This is a genomic window from Metabacillus schmidteae (assembly GCF_903166545.1).
GTDB classification, from domain to species: Bacteria; Bacillota; Bacilli; order Bacillales; family Bacillaceae; genus Metabacillus; species Metabacillus schmidteae.
Genome location: NZ_CAESCH010000001.1, coordinates 839,073 through 857,962, shown reverse-complemented (window position 1 = coordinate 857,962; position 18,890 = coordinate 839,073). Strand labels below are relative to the sequence as shown.

Annotated in this window: 21 protein-coding genes; 9 read left to right on the top strand and 12 right to left on the bottom strand. The window is 37.3% G+C overall.

What is annotated here, in order from left to right; genetic code table 11:
• Nucleotides 1–102: 102 nt before the first annotated feature.
• The 3 genes from HWV59_RS04150 to HWV59_RS04140 are packed head-to-tail and all read right to left on the bottom strand — an operon-like array spanning nucleotide 103 to nucleotide 2,710.
• A complete protein-coding gene (locus HWV59_RS04150; protein WP_175638152.1) occupies nucleotides 103–888 on the bottom strand; it encodes an ABC transporter permease in 786 nt (261 codons plus the stop codon).
• 4 nt (nucleotides 889–892) lie between these two features.
• Nucleotides 893–1,684 (bottom strand): ABC transporter permease, encoded by a 792-nt coding sequence (locus HWV59_RS04145; RefSeq protein ID WP_175638151.1) that lies wholly within the window; start codon nucleotides 1,682–1,684, stop codon nucleotides 893–895.
• A 9-nt stretch (nucleotides 1,685–1,693) separates the two neighbouring features.
• Nucleotides 1,694–2,710, bottom strand: a complete 1,017-nt coding sequence (locus HWV59_RS04140) for an ABC transporter ATP-binding protein (RefSeq protein WP_175638150.1) — start codon at nucleotides 2,708–2,710, stop codon at nucleotides 1,694–1,696.
• 155 nt (nucleotides 2,711–2,865) lie between these two features.
• Between HWV59_RS04140 and HWV59_RS04135 the strand changes: the two genes are divergently transcribed.
• On the top strand, nucleotides 2,866–4,155 hold the full coding sequence (locus tag HWV59_RS04135; RefSeq protein ID WP_175638149.1) for a glutamate-1-semialdehyde 2,1-aminomutase: 1,290 nt from the start codon (nucleotides 2,866–2,868) through the stop codon (nucleotides 4,153–4,155).
• A 234-nt stretch (nucleotides 4,156–4,389) separates the two neighbouring features.
• Nucleotides 4,390–5,457, top strand: a complete 1,068-nt coding sequence (locus HWV59_RS04130) for an FUSC family protein (RefSeq protein ID WP_175638148.1) — start codon at nucleotides 4,390–4,392, stop codon at nucleotides 5,455–5,457.
• 45 nt (nucleotides 5,458–5,502) lie between these two features.
• On the opposite strand, the gene HWV59_RS04125 is transcribed toward HWV59_RS04130, so the two are convergent.
• The 5 genes from HWV59_RS04125 to fabL all read right to left on the bottom strand — a co-directional run bounded on the left by HWV59_RS04125 (nucleotide 5,503) and on the right by fabL (nucleotide 9,908).
• Nucleotides 5,503–7,245, bottom strand: coding sequence for an ABC transporter ATP-binding protein (locus HWV59_RS04125; RefSeq protein ID WP_235991663.1), 1,743 nt, complete (start codon nucleotides 7,243–7,245; stop codon nucleotides 5,503–5,505).
• A gap of 288 nt (nucleotides 7,246–7,533) precedes the next feature.
• Nucleotides 7,534–8,064 (bottom strand): nucleoside tri-diphosphate phosphatase, encoded by a 531-nt coding sequence (gene ntdP, locus HWV59_RS04120; RefSeq protein ID WP_102233075.1) that lies wholly within the window; start codon nucleotides 8,062–8,064, stop codon nucleotides 7,534–7,536.
• A 271-nt stretch (nucleotides 8,065–8,335) separates the two neighbouring features.
• The gene (locus HWV59_RS04115; RefSeq protein ID WP_175638147.1) at nucleotides 8,336–8,590 is read right to left on the bottom strand and encodes a YgaB family protein; all 255 of its coding nucleotides are present in this window, start codon (nucleotides 8,588–8,590) and stop codon (nucleotides 8,336–8,338) included.
• Between the two features lie 302 nt (nucleotides 8,591–8,892).
• Nucleotides 8,893–9,075: a gamma-type small acid-soluble spore protein gene (locus HWV59_RS04110; RefSeq protein ID WP_175638146.1), complete on the bottom strand. Its 183-nt coding sequence runs from the start codon at nucleotides 9,073–9,075 to the stop codon at nucleotides 8,893–8,895.
• A gap of 80 nt (nucleotides 9,076–9,155) precedes the next feature.
• The gene (gene fabL, locus HWV59_RS04105; protein ID WP_175638145.1) at nucleotides 9,156–9,908 is read right to left on the bottom strand and encodes an enoyl-[acyl-carrier-protein] reductase FabL; all 753 of its coding nucleotides are present in this window, start codon (nucleotides 9,906–9,908) and stop codon (nucleotides 9,156–9,158) included.
• A 129-nt stretch (nucleotides 9,909–10,037) separates the two neighbouring features.
• Between fabL and HWV59_RS04100 the strand changes: the two genes are divergently transcribed.
• Entirely contained in the window at nucleotides 10,038–10,262 is a 225-nt protein-coding gene (locus HWV59_RS04100) for a hypothetical protein (protein WP_102233048.1), read from the top strand.
• 707 nt (nucleotides 10,263–10,969) lie between these two features.
• Here the strand turns inward: HWV59_RS04100 and mutY are convergent.
• Nucleotides 10,970–12,064, bottom strand: a complete 1,095-nt coding sequence (gene mutY, locus HWV59_RS04095) for an A/G-specific adenine glycosylase (protein WP_175639973.1) — start codon at nucleotides 12,062–12,064, stop codon at nucleotides 10,970–10,972.
• A gap of 252 nt (nucleotides 12,065–12,316) precedes the next feature.
• On the opposite strand from mutY, the gene HWV59_RS04090 reads away from it, so the two are divergent.
• Nucleotides 12,317–13,297 carry a metal-dependent hydrolase gene (locus HWV59_RS04090; protein WP_175638144.1) on the top strand — a complete coding sequence of 327 codons (981 nt, stop codon included), beginning with the start codon at nucleotides 12,317–12,319 and terminating at the stop codon, nucleotides 13,295–13,297.
• A 45-nt stretch (nucleotides 13,298–13,342) separates the two neighbouring features.
• On the opposite strand, the gene HWV59_RS04085 is transcribed toward HWV59_RS04090, so the two are convergent.
• Nucleotides 13,343–13,612 carry a YfhJ family protein gene (locus tag HWV59_RS04085; protein ID WP_175638143.1) on the bottom strand — a complete coding sequence of 90 codons (270 nt, stop codon included), beginning with the start codon at nucleotides 13,610–13,612 and terminating at the stop codon, nucleotides 13,343–13,345.
• A gap of 111 nt (nucleotides 13,613–13,723) precedes the next feature.
• Between HWV59_RS04085 and HWV59_RS04080 the strand changes: the two genes are divergently transcribed.
• Complete coding sequence (locus HWV59_RS04080; RefSeq protein ID WP_102233051.1) at nucleotides 13,724–13,888, top strand: small, acid-soluble spore protein K; 165 nt, start codon at nucleotides 13,724–13,726, stop codon at nucleotides 13,886–13,888.
• 34 nt (nucleotides 13,889–13,922) lie between these two features.
• Nucleotides 13,923–14,084 carry a YpzG family protein gene (locus HWV59_RS04075; protein WP_175638142.1) on the top strand — a complete coding sequence of 54 codons (162 nt, stop codon included), beginning with the start codon at nucleotides 13,923–13,925 and terminating at the stop codon, nucleotides 14,082–14,084.
• Between the two features lie 25 nt (nucleotides 14,085–14,109).
• On the opposite strand, the gene HWV59_RS04070 is transcribed toward HWV59_RS04075, so the two are convergent.
• Nucleotides 14,110–14,436, bottom strand: a complete 327-nt coding sequence (locus HWV59_RS04070; RefSeq protein ID WP_175638141.1) for a YfhH family protein — start codon at nucleotides 14,434–14,436, stop codon at nucleotides 14,110–14,112.
• Between the two features lie 12 nt (nucleotides 14,437–14,448).
• Nucleotides 14,449–15,252 carry a recombination regulator RecX gene (recX, locus tag HWV59_RS04065; RefSeq protein ID WP_175638140.1) on the bottom strand — a complete coding sequence of 268 codons (804 nt, stop codon included), beginning with the start codon at nucleotides 15,250–15,252 and terminating at the stop codon, nucleotides 14,449–14,451.
• A gap of 336 nt (nucleotides 15,253–15,588) precedes the next feature.
• Here recX and HWV59_RS04060 point away from each other — a divergent pair, with 336 nt between their 5' ends.
• The 3 genes from HWV59_RS04060 to HWV59_RS04050 all read left to right on the top strand — a co-directional run bounded on the left by HWV59_RS04060 (nucleotide 15,589) and on the right by HWV59_RS04050 (nucleotide 18,631).
• Nucleotides 15,589–16,488, top strand: a complete 900-nt coding sequence (locus HWV59_RS04060; RefSeq protein ID WP_175638139.1) for a TIGR01777 family oxidoreductase — start codon at nucleotides 15,589–15,591, stop codon at nucleotides 16,486–16,488.
• A 45-nt stretch (nucleotides 16,489–16,533) separates the two neighbouring features.
• Nucleotides 16,534–17,658 carry an amidohydrolase gene (locus tag HWV59_RS04055; protein WP_175638138.1) on the top strand — a complete coding sequence of 375 codons (1,125 nt, stop codon included), beginning with the start codon at nucleotides 16,534–16,536 and terminating at the stop codon, nucleotides 17,656–17,658.
• A 415-nt stretch (nucleotides 17,659–18,073) separates the two neighbouring features.
• A complete protein-coding gene (locus HWV59_RS04050; RefSeq protein WP_102233056.1) occupies nucleotides 18,074–18,631 on the top strand; it encodes a GNAT family N-acetyltransferase in 558 nt (185 codons plus the stop codon).
• Nucleotides 18,632–18,890 lie beyond the last annotated feature (259 nt).

The window sequence follows — 18,890 nt, the reverse complement described above, 5'->3', positions numbered from 1 at the left end:
AAGGTTGTCCATAATCCAATATATACGGCCACATGCTCTGTTATGAAAAAATATAGAAAAAAGACTTAGCGTCAAATAGCTAAGCCTTGATAATTTTACATATTAATTCCCTGCACCTCTATACCTTTTTACCCCTTGGTTCCATAAAAACACAGAGAGTGTAAAGAACACAATTCCCATTACAGGGGTCAAAAACGAATACACATACCATTCTTCTTTATTAAGAAAATAAGCTGCCGGATACACACCAACAAATGCAAATGGCAGGATCCATGTTAAAACGAACCGAATAACCGAGTTATAAATATCAACTGGATAACGACCATAATTCCCGATATTATACATCATTGGCATGAGTGATGTACGGGCATCTGACCAGAATCCGATGCTTGCTAATGAAATGAAAATCCCTGCATATACAAGGGCCCCACTTATGACAAAAATGATAAAAAAGATAATATCAAACCAATGAAAACTTAAACCGAGTTGAACCGAAGCATATCCCATAATAATGATCCCGGTTATCGCCCCAAACAAAGATTCAAGCTCCATTCGTTCTAAAATCACTTGAAAGAGACTGTGAATCGGTCTAGTCAAGATCCTGTCCATTTCTCCTTTCACGATATACCGCTCATTAAAATCCCAAATGTTAAAAAACGCACCAAATACAGCAAAAGGAACTAAGAAAAAGCCATAAATAAAAATAATTTCATCACGAGTCCAGCCACTTAAAAACTGAGTATGACCAAACACAACAAGAATAAAGACTAAATTTGTTACTTGAAACAGCATATCTGACAGCAATTCCACAACCATATCAGCTCTGTATTGCATTCTTGTTTTCATATATTGTCCTATATATTGGGTGAACATTGAAAAATAAAACATCTCATCATCCTCCCTGAATGATCATTCGTTTTTTTGCGATAACCCATATAACCTGAATCGGGAGGAGCAGCACAATCGCCCAAAAGCCTTGTAGTAAAATGGCCTGCAGGACTTCATTCCCTTTAATTCCTTCTGTAAAAATCATACTTGGAATATAGCTGATTGCCTGGAATGGAAAATACATCATTATATCCTGAGCCCACCCCGGGTAAAAGCTAATTGGCAAAAGGAGCCCTGAAAACAAATCAATAATCACTCGTTTTGCTCTCATTAGTCCGTCATTATTAAACAAGAAGAATGTGAGCATTCCGGTAATTAAGTTGATTTGAGTATTGATGATAAAACTAAACACAAGTGAACTTGCGAATAAGAGCCATGTCAGTCCATTCGTAGAAAACTCCATCGGAAAGACAAGAGCGACAATAACCATCCCGGGAATCGAGAAAAATACTAATCGAAAAATCCCTTCACCAAAAGCCTGCATAGTTTTCATTCCAAGGTAGTTATAAGGTCTTATGAGTTCAACCGCCACTTTCCCCTCTTTAATCTCAAGGGCAATTTCACGATCAATATTGTTAAAATAAAAAGCTCTCGCCATCCATGAGACAGCTATATATGTTGTCATTTGAACAGCCGACAATCCTTCGATCGATTCTTTCCCGCCGTAAATCGCTGTCCATAAAAAATAATAGGCACCTATATTAATGCTATAAATCAAAATTCCGCTGTAATAATTCGTTCGATACGCAAGCATCATTAAAAAGCGGATTCTTATCATTTCAATATATTTATCCATGTTTTCACCTCAGCTTGAAAGGACCTCTCCTTTTTCATAAATATTACGAATGACTTCTTCAGTAGAAATTTCTTTTACGCTCAAATCAGTAATTTGATGAGTCCCTACTACTCGACCAATAAGTTCGGACATTTGTGCTTCCTTATCACTTACAAGAGCATTCCAAGTAAGCAATTTATCTCCCTTTTGCCATACAACATCAAGATCCTGCGTTAAGAAGCTAAGCTGTTCTTCAAGCACTTCCTGCTCAAATTGAAATTCTATTTGCTTTCCTTCACCCCAATGTGAACGCAGCTTCGCTAATGCTCCATCATAGATAACCTTGCCCTCATCAAGCATAATGACCCGCTCACAAAGTGCTTCAATATCAGAAAGGTCATGGGTTGTTAACAGAATCGTTGTTTTATATTTTTCATTCATTTCTTTTAGGAATTGGCGGATTTTCAGCTTTACAAGAACATCAAGACCGATCGTCGGTTCATCTAAAAATAGTAGTGGAGGATTGTGAATAAGTGCTGCAGCCAGTTCACATCTCATTCTTTGTCCAAGTGACAGCTTTCTAACAGGCTTATCTAGCAATGGACCGATATCCAGCGTTGAAATGACATGCTCCATATGCTCGTTATAATCTTTATCTGATACTTTATATACTTTTTTCAATAAACGAAATGACTCTTGTACCGCGATATCCCACCATAGCTGTGAACGCTGGCCGAAAACAACGCCTATTGATCTGACAAATTGTTCACGCTCTTTATGAGGATTCATGCCATTCACTAACACTTCACCTGAAGTGGGCGTTAAAATCCCTGTTAGCATTTTAATTGATGTTGACTTCCCTGCTCCATTTTCACCAATATACCCAACCATTTCCCCCTGACCCACAGTAAACGATACGTCATTCACAGCAGGAATCGTTTTGTATTGTCTATTTAATAAATCACGAAAAGCACCTTTTAAGCCTTGTCTGCTCGAGTATGACTTAAATTCTTTGCGCAATTGTTTTACCTCAATGATGTTTGTCATTTTTCTCCCTCCTAGTCTCGTCACAACTTACTAGTTTATCTAAAATGAGAAGATTCAACAAATGGTAAGCACCTAATTTCAAATTTTTTAGATTCACAGATTCATGTTAGAATAAACGATAGTCTATTCATGTTTTACATAGTAGGAGGATACTGATGAATTTTTCAAAATCACAACAATTACACGAAGAAGCATTACAACATATTGTAGGTGGGGTAAACTCTCCTTCCCGTTCTTATAAAGCAGTTGGCGGCGGATCACCTGTCGTGATGGAAAGAGCAAAAGGAGCCTATTTCTGGGATGTTGACGGCAATCAATATATCGATTATTTGGCTGCATACGGACCGATTATTACAGGTCATGCTCACCCGCATATTACAGAGGCCATCACGAAGGCAGCTGAAACCGGAGTTCTTTACGGTACTCCAACTCCTCATGAAATAACATTCGCAAAAATGGTAAAAGAAGCGATGCCTGCGATGGATAAAGTTCGCTTCGTAAACTCCGGTACAGAGGCTGTCATGACAACGATCCGTGTAGCACGCGCCTACACAGGCCGAACGAAAATCATTAAATTTGCAGGCTGCTACCACGGCCATTCAGATCTTGTCTTAGTTGCAGCCGGATCCGGTCCTTCTACATTAGGAACTCCTGATTCTGCTGGTGTACCAAAAAGCATCGCCCAAGAAGTAATTACTGTCCCATTTAACGAAATCGAACCATTAAAAGATGCGTTAAAGAAATGGGGAGACCAAGTAGCTGCTATCCTTGTTGAACCAATCGTTGGAAACTTCGGAATCGTTGAGCCGAAGCCAGGTTTCTTAGAGGAAGTAAATGAAGTTGTTCATCAAGCAGGGGCATTAGTTATTTATGATGAAGTTATTACAGCGTTCCGTTTCATGTATGGAGGAGCTCAAGATCTGCTAGGTGTGTATCCTGACTTAACAGCACTAGGGAAAATCATCGGCGGCGGGCTTCCAATCGGCGCTTATGGTGGTAAAAAAGAAATTATGGAGCAAGTCGCACCATTAGGACCAGCTTATCAAGCTGGAACAATGGCCGGTAACCCTGCGTCTATTCTCTCCGGAATTGCTTGTCTTGAAGTGCTAAAGCAAGAAGGTGTTTATGAAAAGCTTGATAAATTAGGTGAAATTCTTGAAGCAGGAATATTACAGCACGCTCGTACATATAATATTCCGATCACGATCAACCGCCTTAAAGGTGCGTTAACTATCTATTTTACAAACGAAAAAATATCCAACTACGAACAAGCTGAAAACACAGACGGTGAGATGTTCGCAAAATTCTTTAAGCTCATGCTTAACCAGGGAATCAACCTCGCTCCTTCCAAATATGAAGCCTGGTTCTTAACAACAGCACATACTGAAGAAGATATTCAAGTCACATTGAAAGCTGTTGAACAGGCATTCCGTCAATTACTATAATCATTCTTTTTGATATGTAATAGAAGAGGATGACTCCTTTTATGGGTACAACCCAAGAGTCATCCTCTTCCTTTTCTATACAGATATATTTTTCAGAAAATATGGACGATTTACATTTTCGTAAAATAGGGTAAATACTTCTTGTAATAGGGAATAAAAGGCTGTATAGTACGATATTGATTTTAATATTAATGAGTTGTTATTCGAAAAACGAAAGGAATGTTTTAAGCATACATGAAACTAGGTGCACGCATCCTTAAAACAGGGATAGCCATTACACTAGCTTTATTTTTAGCAATAGCATTGGAATTGCCTTCTGTTGCTTTCGCAGGTATTTCAGCGATTTTTGCCATTCAACCAACGATTTACCGCTCTTATCTTTCTATTATTGAACAGGTTCAAGCAAATGTCATTGGTGCCGCTTTAGCAATTACCTTTGGATTAATCTTTGGCTCAAATCCGATTATCATTGGTCTCACAGCCATCATCGTCATTGCCATCAATATTAAACTCAAGGCTGAAAGCACAATTCCTGTTGCTCTCGTCACGGTTATTGCCATATTAGAAAGCCCTGGTGACGACTTTGTTGAAATTGCTCTGATTCGCTTTCTTACCATCCTACTCGGTGTATTTGCAGCCTTTATCGTCAATTTAGTGTTTCTACCGCCGAAATACGAAACAAAGCTTTACAACCGAATTGCCGAAAACACAGAAGATATTATTAAATGGACCAGAGTCAATATCCGTCATGCGTCTGAGCATAATGTTTTGAAAGATGATATTGAAAAATTAAAAGAAAAAATGATCAAGCTTGATCAGCTTTATTTAAATTTTAAAGAAGAACGAAATTACTTTAAGCGGGAAAGCTACGCAAAATCGAGAAAGCTTGTTCTTTTCCGACAAATGATTGTCACAACAAATAAAGCACTGGAAACATTAAAAAAATTACATCGCTTAGAAAATGATTTAAACCAAATGCCGGAAGATTTTCAAAGAAACCTTGTGACAGAGTTAGATTATCTTCTTTATTTCCATGAAGAATCTCTGCTTCGATTTATCGGAAAAACAAAGACTCAGCCATCTACAGAGCTGGCTGAAGAAGGTAAATTCAACAAAGAACAACTGATTTCAGTGTTTATGCAATTTCATGAACAACATGAATCTGATTGCTTCTATTCACTGTTGCCGCTCATTTCATCGATCATCGATTATAGTGAGCAACTAGAGCATTTAGATACTCTTATTTACAGCTTTCATCATTATCATAAAGAGGATAATGAGATTAAGTTATCTGAGGAATAGGAAAAAGGCACATATCTCCTTTAGGAGGTATGTGCCTTGTTTGGATTAATCCAGCTGCTGAATTTGAAACAGCTTATAGTAATGACCTTCTCTTTCCATCAATTCATGATGTGTGCCTTGTTCAACTATTTTTCCGTCCTCAATTAGAACAATTTTATCAGCGTGTGTAATTGTTGAAAGGCGATGAGCCACAATAAAGGTTGTGCGATTTTTTGCAAGCTTTTCAAGCGCTTCTTGGATAAGGTGTTCACTTTCTAAATCAAGTGCTGATGTAGCTTCATCCAGAATGAGGATTGGCGGGTTTTTCAAAAATACCCTTGCAATCGATACCCTTTGCTTTTGCCCCCCTGAAAGCTTCACACCTCTTTCACCAACTCTTGTGTCATATCCATTTGGTAATTTTGTAATAAATTCATGAGCGTTTGCTGCCTTGGCTGCTTGAATAACTTCATCCTCTGTTGCATCAGGCTTTCCAATCAGAATATTCTCTCTTACCGTATTACTAAACAAAAACGTATCTTGAAGGACCATACCAATTTGCTCTCTCAAACTTTGCGCTTCATAATCACGAAGGTCTATATTATCTAATAGAATTTGACCTTCTGTTACATCATAGAAGCGAGGCAATAAGCTGACAAGTGTGGATTTTCCTCCGCCACTCATTCCTACAAGAGCAACTGTTTCTCCCCTATTTACACGCAAAGAAAGGTTTTCAATTATAAGCGACTCTTTTTCCTGGTAGCGGAATGAAATGTTTTTGAATTCAATTTCACCTTTTACATGTTCCGCTTTTTTCGCATTTGGCTTATCCTCCACTTCATATGGCACATCAATAAATTCAAATACACGGTCCATTGACGCAAAAGCCTGTGTTAATGTTGTGGATGAATTAATGAGTCTGCGAAGCGGATTGTATAGCTGCTCAATATAGGCAATAAAGGCAACCATTGTCCCAATTGTTAATTGTCCTTGAATAACCTGGTAACCCGCAAATGTAATGACAATAAGCGGCGCAATATCTGTTAATGTATTAACAATTGCAAAGGTTTTTGCATTCCAACTTGTATGATCAAGGGCTTTTCCAAGAAAATTTGAATTTTCCTTTGCAAATTGCTCTTGTTCAAAGTCTTCTGTTGCAAAACTGCGAATAACAGGCATACCCTGAACTCGCTCATGCAAATGCCCCTGTACTTCAGCAAGAGCCTGAGAGCGTACTCTTGTTAAATGTCTTAATTTCCCGTAAAAATACTTCACTGACAATCCATAGAATGGAAAAAGAACGATTGATACCAACGTCAGCTTCACATTCATCGACATCATAATACCTACAGCAATTATGATCGTAACGATATCCAGCCATACATTCATCAATCCTGTGATAACAAAGTTCTTTGTCTGCTCAACATCATTGATCACACGAGAAATAATCTCACCTGCCCGTGTATTTGCATAATAACGTAAGCTTAATTTTTGAAGATGGGTAAATAATTGATCCCGAATATCATATAAAATTTTACTTGCAGTCCACTGTGCAAAATATTGTCGGTAATATTCCACAGGTGGACGAATCACCACAAATAATACAAACATAAATCCCATAATGGTCAACAATTCTTTTGTCTTTTCAGCATCTGAACCGGTGCCGCCAATAATATTATCCACTACATGCTTAATTAACAAAGGCAATAGCAATGGAATCGAAAACTTGATGACACCAATTATAATCGTTCCTACAATTTGTAGGCGATAAGGCTTTACAAAAGCCATATATCGTCTAACTGCCCCCAAATAAATCCCTCTTTTCTGAAATGCGTAAGCGCCTTGGTCAGCCTCAACATGCATAAGACGATTTAAATTAGAAGGCGTTCTTTGCCTTCAATTCTAAATTGGCTTATGACCTCGAGAGGCTAGGCGCTGAAGCTAGACACCAACACTAAGTATAGTACAAATTGCTGTGTTTTCTATTAAAAGCCTAAGCTCCTTGGTCGTCTCTCCCTTTAATAATGTGAAAAAGGCTGACTCATCATTTACTCAACTTTGAGTAAGCACGAGAAGTCACCCTTGCCACCGGTACAATTATTTTACGTATGTTAAATAGCGTTCATACCACTCATCGATAAATTCAGGTGCAAAGGGCCCTTTCTTTTGGCGAATCCATCGGAGCAGCGTGTCCAAATTCTTCCTTAAAATAAGATCAATTACTTCAGGATAGTTCATCATTTTGCTATGAAGTTCATATTCATCTTCATCTAATATGGTATACGTCATATCAGGGTATACTTTTACATCAAGATCATAGTCAATATATTTTAGAGCTTCGTCATCCCAGACAAATGGTGAGCTAATATTACAGTAGTAATATACTCCATCTTCTCTTAGCATACCAATAATATTAAACCAATGTCTGGCATGAAAATAGCATATTGCCGGCTCTCTTGTCACCCAGGTTCTACCGTCCGATTCGGTTACAATTGTTCGGTCATTTCCACCAATAATACAATGCTGAGACCCTTTTAAAACAGTTGATTCTTCCCAGACTCTATGGATGTAGCCATTATGCTTATAACTATGAATTTGTATTTTGTCTCCTTCCCTGGGAAAGCCCACTTTTCTCCCCTTCTTTCTTCGTGAAACCTCTTTCACAAACGTATTCACCTATTATAGTTGTCCTTATTATAACGTTTGTGATTAAAAAAAGTAAAGAAAACTAGCCGACTGGCGAGACTGGAAGGGCGAAGACAAGGGCGTAGTTGCACTTATACTTAATACTTAAAAATAGCCACTACGTCGATTAATCTTCTCTGCTGCTAATTTATTATTTCATAATGTAAAAATAAAAGAGTCATTTCTAGAAGAAATGACTCTTGGTCTTGCTCATTTACGAAACCGTTTCGAATTTTTGATCCTCATAGGATTTAATCACTTCTTGTGTTTGTTTTTCAAATACCTGCTGGATCATTGTTAATTCATTTTTCATATTCTCTATTTCATCCTGAATGGATTCCAGTTTCGCTTCATCTTGTAAAATATCCAATTGACTCTTAAGATCTTGACATCTTTCAATTTCCGACTGTAAATATAATAATTTATCCATCGTTTTTAATTGCTCTCCTACCAATTGATCAAAATTCATTCTTACTCTCCTTTCCACTAAGAGAAAACAAAAGTTTGTGTTTTTATTAACATTCTCCATTTGCTGATTTGATCCTTTGACTACTTATGTAGATGAAACAGAAGTTTTGTCGTTTATGGGTCTTGGTGTTGGGGTAGACCTTGTTTGTTATGTCGTTGTTTTCAGCCAAAAAAGTCTCGCACTTTTCGCTCCAATCAACCTAAATAGTTTATGGTCAAAAGCCTTAGTAAATACCACCTTTTTAAAAAAAATAAAAAAAGACACCCTCCTGATATAGAAAGGTGTCTTTTCCGCTAAGCTAATTAAGAGTTTTGACCTTTGTTAGCTTCAGCTTGTTGGTTGTATTTTTTTACATGTTGAACATCAGTTTCGCTTGCAAACTCAGTACCAAATTGACCAGCTTGGCCAGCTTGAGCACTTTGAGCGTTTTGTTGTTTTACGTGTTGGATGTTTGTACCTGATTGTGTTTTGTTGTTTTGTGCCATTCGATATCACCTCCACGAAATATAGATTGTCCCAGAGGTGATTTTTATATCCAAAAAAATTCAAAAAAAATTTTATTTATTTAAACAAGCAAAGAACGGCCACCATCAACGATGATTGTTTGACCTCTGATCATAGAAGCTTTATCTGTTACTAAAAACTCAATCGCATTTACCATGTCTTCTATTTCAACCATTCGTCCTGCAGGCGTATTTTTCTTCGCATCCTCAAGCAGCTCTTCACGATTTGGGAAGTGCTTTAGGGCATCTGTGTCGACAGCTCCACCTGATACTGCATTTACAATGATATTTTTTGGAGAAAGCTCAACAGCTAAATATCTAGTAAGAGCTTCTAAGGCTGCTTTTGAAACGCCAACTGTTGTGTAATTTTCTAAATAACGGATAGAACCTAAAGAGCTCGTGCTAACGATAAAGCCTCCGCCATTTTTCTCCATAAGCTTTGCGGCTTCTTGTGCGCAAAACAGCAATGCTTTGCTGTTAATATTCATCGTCCAATCCCAGTGACTTTCTTCAAGCTCCATTGCAGGTTTTTGAACACCGGACGCTGCATTACTTACAAATACGTCCAGTCTCCCAAACTCTTCCTCAATTGCTGCGAAAAGCTCTTTAATTTTGTCCGGTTTTCCAACATTTGCTTTGACGGCAATTGCTTTTACGCCCAGCTTTTCAATTTGCTCCACAACCTCTAATGCAGCTGTTTTACTTCTAGCATAATTGACAACTATGTCATATCCTTTTTCAGCTAAACGAAGGGCCGCAGCTTTTCCTATTCCACGGCTGCTTCCTGTAATGAGTGCTACTTTATTTTGGGTCATTTTGTCAGCTCCTTATATGTATCTAATCGCATAGATGTCATCATTGTATCAGATAATATAGTGAAACTTCTATGTTATAGATGTTTCGGCTCTTATTATGTACAACTCGGCACTTAGAGGAGGATGTATATGTACGTAGGTCGTGATATGACAGAGTTATCAATGATGCCGAAGAACGAGTGGAAAAAGGAAGAACTCGCCTATTTCCATCACTCTCTCCAACAAATGGTTCCTTACCTTAATGTCGAGGGTCAAACCATTCACCGTGAAATCGTAAAAGAAATCACTTCCCGTGGTGGATTAAAGCGTAATGAAGCAGATTATACGCATGGTACCATGGTGACTTATGATTAATTAAAAAAGGGCGATATTAAAGGACAGAACTAATATCGTGTACTTTCGAAATGTCCTTCATTTATGGTGTGAAAGACAAAAAATGTTTCCGGCTTTTCGGAAATATCCTTCATCACTTGTATGAAGGACAAAATCAGTTTCTTGCTTTCCAAAAATGTCCTTCATCATTTGTATGAAGGACAAAAAAAGTTTCCGGCTTTTCGGAAATATCCTTCATCACTGGTATGAAGGACAAAATCAGTTTCTTGCTTTTCAAAAATGTCCCTCTTCACTTGTATGAAGGACAAAAAATGTTTCCCGCTTTTCAAAAATGTCTTCATCACTTGTATGAAGGACAAAATCAGTTTCTTGCTTTTCAAAAATGTCCCTCATCACTTGTATGAAGGACAAAAAATGTTTCCGGCTTTTCAAAAATGTCCTTCATCTCTTGTATGAAGCACAAAATCAGTTTCTTGGTTTTCAAAAATGTCCCTCATCACTTGTATGAAGGACAAAAAATGTTTCCCGCTTTTCAAAAATGTTCTTCATCACTGGTATGAAGGACAAAAAATGTTTCCGGCTTTTCAAAAATGTCCTTCATCTCTTGTATGAAGGACAAAATCAGTTTCTTGCTTTTCAAAAATGTCCTTCATCTCTAGTATGAAGGACAAAAAATGTTTCCGGCTTCTCAAAAATGTCCTTCATCACTAATGTGAAGAACTCTCATATTAACTTTCACACCCTTGGAACATTTTATAGATTTTCTGATGTGAAACAGGAAAAGCATATTTTTTCATTTCTTCTTCAGTTACAGGTAGTAAATCTTTAGTAGAGTTCTTCGTTACTTTTCCTAAAAACACAGAAATATTCCAAATCAAATGAGAAAAGACATGTTCAACAGTTCCCATTAATTCAGATATCTCAGCTTCTACTTGATACTCCTCTTTCATAAACAGTTTTACTTGTTCACGGTAAGATTCTTTCGTATCAGCTTTGATCTCCATATTAGGAAATTCCCAAAGATTTGCTAATAGTCCAGTACTTGGGCGCTTATGAATATACAGCTGCCCTTGGTCATCATAAAGAACAACTGCAGCCATTTGTAATGGTCTTGGCTTCTTTTTTTTACTTTTTACAGGAAGCTCTGCTTGTACTCCCTCCGCAAAAGCTGAACAATATTCTCGCACCGGACATAATAAGCAAGAAGGAGATGTTGGTGTACATATTAATGCACCAAGTTCCATCACAGCTTGATTAAAGGACGATGGATCTTCTTTGGATATCAGTTGATATGTTGCATCCTCAAAGGTCTTCCTTGTCTTCGGCTTGGCAATATCCTCCCAAATTGATAATATTCTCGAGAATACTCTCATAACATTTCCATCAACTGCCGGCTCCGGAATATTGTACGCTATACTTAGGATCGCACCTTTTGTATATGGTCCAACACCCTTTAATTTTGAAATTTCTTCAGGTGTATTTGGAACAATACCTCCGTAAGATTCCTCTACCTCTTTAACAGCTGAATGGAGATTTCTTACTCTAGAATAATACCCAAGTCCTTCCCAAGCTTTTAAGACTTCTTCCTCATTTGCGTTTGCAAGTGCTTCTATAGTAGGAAATTTCCCTATAAATGCATTAAAATAAGGAATAACAGTATCAACTCTTGTTTGCTGAAGCATGATTTCTGATACCCAAATTTTATATGGATCTTGGTCTTTCCGCCAAGGTAAATCTCTTTTTTCATGCTTGTACCATGATAATAAATCATGCTGAAACTCTTTGGTTGGAAAGCTTTCGAGCTTATCTTTTACTTCATTTATCATTTATTTTTTTCCTCCGGATGTTAAATTACTTTATAATCGGGAAAATATAGGAGTAAGCCGCTTTTAAAAATAGTACAAGTTCAATTACAGATAAAGACTTGATGTTTAAAAATGAACATAAATGTTCACATTGGACATTATTACATCATATATTTTCATGGAACTTAGATTATCTTTAAGAACAATTCAAACAAGCTTATATTATCACACCTTACATCCTCGATGTTATAAAACAAGGAGGTACATTCATTGGATACTGGAACACATGTGGTCATGGGCATTGCTCTAGGCGGGTTAGCAACACTCGATCCGGTTGTTGGCATTGATACTCCCACAGCAACGGCTGTAATGTTTGGCACAATTATCGGTTCACAAGCCCCTGATCTTGATACTATTTTAAAGCTAAGAAATAATGCAAAATATATACGAAATCATAGAGGGATTACTCATTCGATCCCGGCTATTATTATATGGTCGTTTTTAATTACAGGGATGCTGACCATTTTTATCCCTGAAAGCAATCTTCTTCATCTTTACCTTTGGACATTGCTAGCCATTGTTCTTCATGTATTTGTAGATATTTTTAACGCGTATGGCACGCAGGCGTTACGGCCGTTCACAAAAAAGTGGATCGCCTTAGGAATAATCAATACATTTGATCCTTTTATCTTTTTCATGCATATTATCGGAATTGCCATTTGGATATTCGGCGCTCATCCAGGATACACATTTATAGGCATTTATATCATTTTGATTGGCTATTACCTTATTCGCTTTGCTATGAAAAGAAATATCGTCAGACGTTTACACAAAATCATCCCTGATATTGAGCAGGTGATTATTTCGCCAACCATGAGATTTCGCCATTGGCATCTTGCCATTATGACTGACAAAACCTTTCATGTGGCCCGTTCTGTTAACGAGGAGATTATTCTTTTAGATGAGTTTGAGCGTGTTCCTGTTCCACAGACAGATGTCATTAGGGCTGCAGAAGAAGATGACAATATATCAGCCTTTTTATCTTTTTCTCCGGTTTATCGCTGGGAAGTTGATGAATTCAGTGATCATTATGAGGTTCGGTTTATTGACCTTCGTTATCGAAGTAAAGGGTATTATCCTTTTGTCGCCATTGTCCAATTGGACACGGACTTAAATATTGTCAGCTCTTATACAGGCTGGATTTTTAGTGAAGAAAAGCTGCGTAAGAAACTTGAGCTTATTCCGGAATAAAATATGAAAGAGGATGACTTTTGAGAAGAAGTCATCCTCTTTGTTTTAGTGTTTTAAATAGTCATCCTTATTTAGCAAGTCACGATACTTCGGATTCGTTGCAATAAAATCATGCAATTTGTCTCCATAATGGGTTATTAATTGCCTTACAACTGTCTCTGTTACTTCTTTTCCTTGATACGTATTCCCTGTTTTCGCCTGGGTTGATTCAAAGTCTTCCCAAAGCAGTTCTACCCATGTTCGGGCTTGGGCATAGGATAAACTGTTATTTTTACTAAGCAGCTCATTTGTTAATCGTTCAAAATAATCTTCCATTATTCTCACCTCTAGGCAGGATTCTCTACTTATATTTCACTCAATAGCAACCATACTATAAGTACGCTTCATTTAATGAAGCTAATAAATGATGATTTGGAGGGGATTGTGTTGCGTAACAAAGCATCAGGATTTCCAAATATGAGCAACAACAAGTTTGAAGGCGAACCAAGAGCTAAAGATGAATTTGCTTCAAAAAGAGCAAATGGGACAATTAATTCTCACCCGCAGGAGCGGATGAGGGCATCTGGTCAACGTGAAAATCCTTACTCTTAAAACGCGTTTACAAACTTGTGGAGGTGCTTAAAAAATGGGTTCACACAGTCATAAAAAATTTTACGACAATATGTACTCAAATCCATTCAATCAGCCTTGGGCTAATCCAAAGCATGCACATGCTCAAGTAAACGGGCAAACACAACAATCCCAAGACCTCATCATTTTAAAAAGACAAGTTAGAAAGCAATCGTAACAACTTAGGGTGGCTCAATAGCTCTCTATTGAGCCACCTTTTTGATTAACATAGATATCGGTAATGCTTCCTCATGATTAGGTGTTGACATACGATATCCCCACGCAAAGATGCCATTCATATAGTTAATTTTAAATGACTCACCTGGTGCTCCATCAATTTCATATACTTTCTCAGGTTTATAATCATTAGGATCCAACAAATAGGATTTCGCCATTGTAATTTTTCTTTCTAAAACTGCGAATTCATTTATTATCCCCAACTGTTCTGCTTTTCTCGCTTTTTCCTTAAGTCCTGCGATTTCATTTTTTAGTTCATATTCTGTCATTTCACTATACCGCTTTGTTTCCATGTGATATCCCCCTTATTCTTGTTCATCCAAAAACTTCTCAATTAATTCAATAGAAAATCCTTTTCTATATAGAAATTGTTTCATTTTTACTTGATATTGATAAGAATCTTCGTTTTGGTATTTTCTTTGAGCTTTTTCAGCATGCTTAACAAGGGCTGTCCATTCTTCTGATTCGTCTTGTTCGTATTGAACCTCATCAAGTACTTTAGAAATAATATCATAAGGAAAACCCTTCCTCATAAGATGCTGTTCAATTTTTTGTTTAAGTTGGACTGTGGAGATCTTGTTATTCTTTTTTAACAACTTTTCTGCATGCCGGGTAGCCTCTTGGAGCTGGTCATCATCGTTATACTCTAACAGTGCCTGCTCGATAAAATCCGGATTAATGCCCTTTCCAATTAACTCTCTTTTTAAGACGCTGGGCCCTTTTCCATTTGTTTGTTTTTGGGTCCGAACATATGCAGTAGCGAATTCCAGGTCATCAACATAGTTGTATTCTTTTAGCTTGTAGATAACATCCTGAATAATGGTATCAGTAAATTCCTTTTTTGCTAAATGTTCAGCTACTTCTTTTATTGAACGCATACGATAACTTAAGAACTCCAAAGCTTTATTATAAGCTTTTTTACTAAGATCACCATATTGGAGCTCCTGGATATCAAGTTCATCAATTTCTTTACCTTTTTGGAGGTTGTATTTGATAAGAATATCTTGATCAACACTAAACGCATATTTTTCCCCCTGGCCATCATCTAGATATATATTGAAACGTTCTATTGACTGCTTTTGGGTTGTAATTTTTGTTATGATTGCCATTCTTGTTTTCACCTACTTCTTTTTTTGTCTGTTTTTACAAACTTGTTGCTATGTAATAATATACCTGCTTAATAGGGTTGATTGGAGCTCCAGGATGCTCGCTTTCCGTGGGCGGACGGTGAGCTTCCTCGGCGCATGCGCCTGTGGGATCTCACCTGCCCCGCTGTTCCCACAGGAGTCTCGCACCTTCCGCTCCAATCAACCAATTATTCATCTCTAAAAATTAACAAGTAAAAATTTTATATTTTATAAACATAACACATTCAAAAGAGGATATTTCCAAAAGATAGGGTATTAATGAGATAAGAAATTATACAAAACAAGGATGTGTTTGTATTGAAAATTGTCATCTCAGGCGGTACCGGTTTTATTGGTAACCATTTATCACAATATTTACTAACAAAAGGTCATGATGTATATATTTTAACACGTAGCAAAAAAACTTCTTCTGAAAAGAACTTACACTTTTTACAATGGCTTACAGAAACTTCTGATCCTGCCAGATCTCTTGAGGGTATTGATGTCATTATCAATTTAGCTGGAAAATCAATTAATGACCGCTGGACTGAAGAAGCGAAAAAACAAATTTTCGAAAGCAGAGTTGAGTCAACAAAAGCGATCTATAAGATCATTCAATCTTTAAGCCAAAAACCTAAAGTATTCATTAATGCAAGTGCAATCGGTATTTACGGGACATCTGAAACAGGAACTTTTACAGAACAGTCAACTGAAATTGGGTCTGATTTTTTAGCAAAAACAGTTGATGTATGGGAAAAGGAAGCAAGCAAGGTACAGGAGCTTAATGTTCGGACTGTTTTCACTCGATTCGGGATTGTGTTGGGTGAACAAGGGGCATTATCCAAGATAGTGTTGCCGTACAAACTGTTTGCAGGTGGAAGTCTTGGATCCGGTCAACAATGGGTTTCATGGATTCATGTGATGGATCTCATTCGCCTGATTGAGCATATAATATATTCCAACATTTCAGGACCGGTCAATGCGGTTTCACCAAATCCCGTTACAATGAACGAATTCGGGAAAACAATCGGAAAGGTACTCCACCGGCCACATTGGCTTCCGGCACCTTCCTTTGCATTAAAATTGGTTTTAGGTGAGATGAGCCTGCTAATTCTTGAAGGACAAAAGGTACTACCTGAAAAAGCTTTGGAAGATGGTTTCACATTTACTTATCCACATCTGGATAAAACTTTACAAGATATTTTAACACCATCTTAAAATTATGAAAAATCTTTAAAAGTAAAAAATAAGGAGTATTGAAGGATGAAATCAACACTTTTTAAACAAGCAACCGTTTATCCTATAACCTCTCCTCCTATTTATGAGACAGATGTTCTTGTTGAAAACGGGAAAATTAAAACAATCGGAAAAAATTTAGAGCCAATTGAATCAACAGAAATAATTATATGTAAAGATAAATACCTATTCCCCGGCTTTATTGATGTTCACACACACTTAGGTCTCTATGATGAAGGAACTGGCTGGGCAGGCAATGATGCAAATGAAACAATCGAGCCCATTACCCCACACATCCGGGCACTAGATGGTGTCCATCCTCTGGACCCGGCATTTAAAGATGCTATTAAATATGGAATTACAACCGCACATGTGATGCCTGGAAGTGCAAATGTAATCGGAGGAACCACTTCTGTTATTAAGACATATGGTATTAATGTTTCAAAGATGATACTGCAGGAAACCGCAGGACTTAAAATAGCTCTTGGAGAAAATCCTAAACGGATGCATAGTCATGGTAATAAGGAATCCATTACTAGAATGGGCATAATGGGAATGCTGAGAGAGGCGTTTTACCAGGCAAAGTATTCTGATGATAAAGAGGATTTTCGTTCAATTCCTATTAAAAAAGCACTGAAGCGGGAAATTCCGGTACGAATCCATGCCCACAGAGCAGATGATATTATGAGTGCAATTCGATTGGCAGAGGAATTCAGCTTAGACTATCGAATTGAGCATTGCACAGAGGGACATCTTATTGCAGATGAATTAATAGGGAAACAAGCCAAAGTATGTGTTGGACCAACATTAACCCGCAGATCAAAGATTGAATTAAAGAATAAAACATGGGAAACCTACCAGGCCCTTTCTGAGAGAGGTGTCGAAGTCTCTATCACTACCGACCATCCTTACACTCCGATTCAATACTTAAATCTATGTGCATCTCTAGCAGTGAGAGAAGGCTTTGACGAACAAAAAGCTTTGGAAGGAATCACAATTACAGCCGCACGTAATCTGAGAATTGATGAAAGAGTTGGTAGTATCGAAGTCGGTAAGGATGCCGATCTTGTGATATGGAATTACCATCCTTTCCACTATCTAGCCAAGCCTGAATTAACCATGATTAACGGTGATATCGTGTATAGAAAGTGACAAAAAAATATTATTTTACTATCACTTTGTCTTTCGTTAAACTTCTTTAAAACTCTTTTGATTTAACGTACTAAAACCTTGTATTTTAGTATGTTTTTCTAACAGAATAATTTACCAGGCGAACAGAAAGTCCGCTAAACCAACAACTATTTTACGATAAAAAAAATATTTTTGAATTCGACAAAAAAGGAGTATCTTTTTCATTTAAAATACCGTATGATACTTCATGGAAGTAGTACTTAAAAAGACAATTTAATCTAGTAATGGGAAGGCAAATGGTGCGCCACCAGCTTTACTGGTTCTAGTGGGTTCGATTCCCACCCCGAAATTTTTTGAAGGTAAAGTTAACATAAAAAATTTCGAGGGTGGAGACGACATATCACGTGGAGTCTGCCCTCAGGTTGGAGGGATCCAGATGCTAAAAAAACGTGATATTTACGATAGTCATGCACTTTATGAACACATGGTTCACCCTGATGTCTTCCCATTTGTGCGCCATAAAGCAAATTCTTTTGAAGAATATTTATTCCTAACGAAACAAACGATTGAGGCTGAAGAACGAGGTGAATTAATTTCACGTACCATTTTAGATGAATGGGGATCTCCAATCGGTACAATCAGTTTGTTTGATATCCAGGACAAAGCCGGCTTTCTAGGCACCTGGATTGGCAAACCGTATCACGGCAAAGGCTATAATAAGCTGGCAAAAGATGCTTTCTTCAATGAACTATTCTATGAATTAGATATCGAAACCATCTTTTTACGAATTCGTAAGCAAAATGTTCGTTCAACAAAAGCAGCTGAAAAACTACCATATGTTATGAATGCAAACGAAACAAGAGCACATTTACTAGAACAAATTAACAATGGCGAAGACATCTTTAATTTGTTTGAAATTACTAGAGACCAATATACAATTTATAAATACCATAATGCCGATGAAGTTGATGATCAGCAGCTGAAAGAGGCTTAAAATTAGGAGGGATTCTGTTGAATCCCTCCTTTTTTATTTGGGCGATATAGGTTTATCGAGATTCATGTGGTTTACCTGCAATTCCTTTAGAGAGTTACCCGGATTCTTGAATATTTATCTACGATTCCTATTGTTTTATCTTCGATTCTGCTGTTTTACCCTTTCACTACATTATTTAATGAAATTCACACCCATTTGTATGAATCCCTCCCCTCTTGTCAAAACTAATTCCTGAATACTATATTTTGGAAGGATGATC

Bases quoted from the DNA above. Each gene is read 5' to 3' on its own strand.
- HWV59_RS04150 (WP_175638152.1), bottom strand. From the start codon at position 888: ATGTTTTATTTTTCAATGTTCACCCAATATATAGGACAATATATGAAA.
- HWV59_RS04145 (WP_175638151.1), bottom strand. From the start codon at position 1,684: ATGGATAAATATATTGAAATGATAAGAATCCGCTTTTTAATGATGCTT.
- HWV59_RS04140 (WP_175638150.1), bottom strand. From the start codon at position 2,710: ATGACAAACATCATTGAGGTAAAACAATTGCGCAAAGAATTTAAGTCA.
- HWV59_RS04135 (WP_175638149.1), top strand. From the start codon at position 2,866: ATGAATTTTTCAAAATCACAACAATTACACGAAGAAGCATTACAACAT.
- HWV59_RS04130 (WP_175638148.1), top strand. From the start codon at position 4,390: ATGAAACTAGGTGCACGCATCCTTAAAACAGGGATAGCCATTACACTA.
- HWV59_RS04115 (WP_175638147.1), bottom strand. From the start codon at position 8,590: ATGAATTTTGATCAATTGGTAGGAGAGCAATTAAAAACGATGGATAAA.
- HWV59_RS04110 (WP_175638146.1), bottom strand. From the start codon at position 9,075: ATGGCACAAAACAACAAAACACAATCAGGTACAAACATCCAACACGTA.
- fabL (WP_175638145.1), bottom strand. From the start codon at position 9,908: ATGACCCAAAATAAAGTAGCACTCATTACAGGAAGCAGCCGTGGAATA.
- HWV59_RS04100 (WP_102233048.1), top strand. From the start codon at position 10,038: ATGTACGTAGGTCGTGATATGACAGAGTTATCAATGATGCCGAAGAAC.
- HWV59_RS04085 (WP_175638143.1), bottom strand. From the start codon at position 13,612: ATGGAAGATTATTTTGAACGATTAACAAATGAGCTGCTTAGTAAAAAT.
- HWV59_RS04075 (WP_175638142.1), top strand. From the start codon at position 13,923: ATGGGTTCACACAGTCATAAAAAATTTTACGACAATATGTACTCAAAT.
- HWV59_RS04070 (WP_175638141.1), bottom strand. From the start codon at position 14,436: ATGGAAACAAAGCGGTATAGTGAAATGACAGAATATGAACTAAAAAAT.
- recX (WP_175638140.1), bottom strand. From the start codon at position 15,252: ATGGCAATCATAACAAAAATTACAACCCAAAAGCAGTCAATAGAACGT.
- HWV59_RS04055 (WP_175638138.1), top strand. From the start codon at position 16,534: ATGAAATCAACACTTTTTAAACAAGCAACCGTTTATCCTATAACCTCT.
- HWV59_RS04050 (WP_102233056.1), top strand. From the start codon at position 18,074: ATGCTAAAAAAACGTGATATTTACGATAGTCATGCACTTTATGAACAC.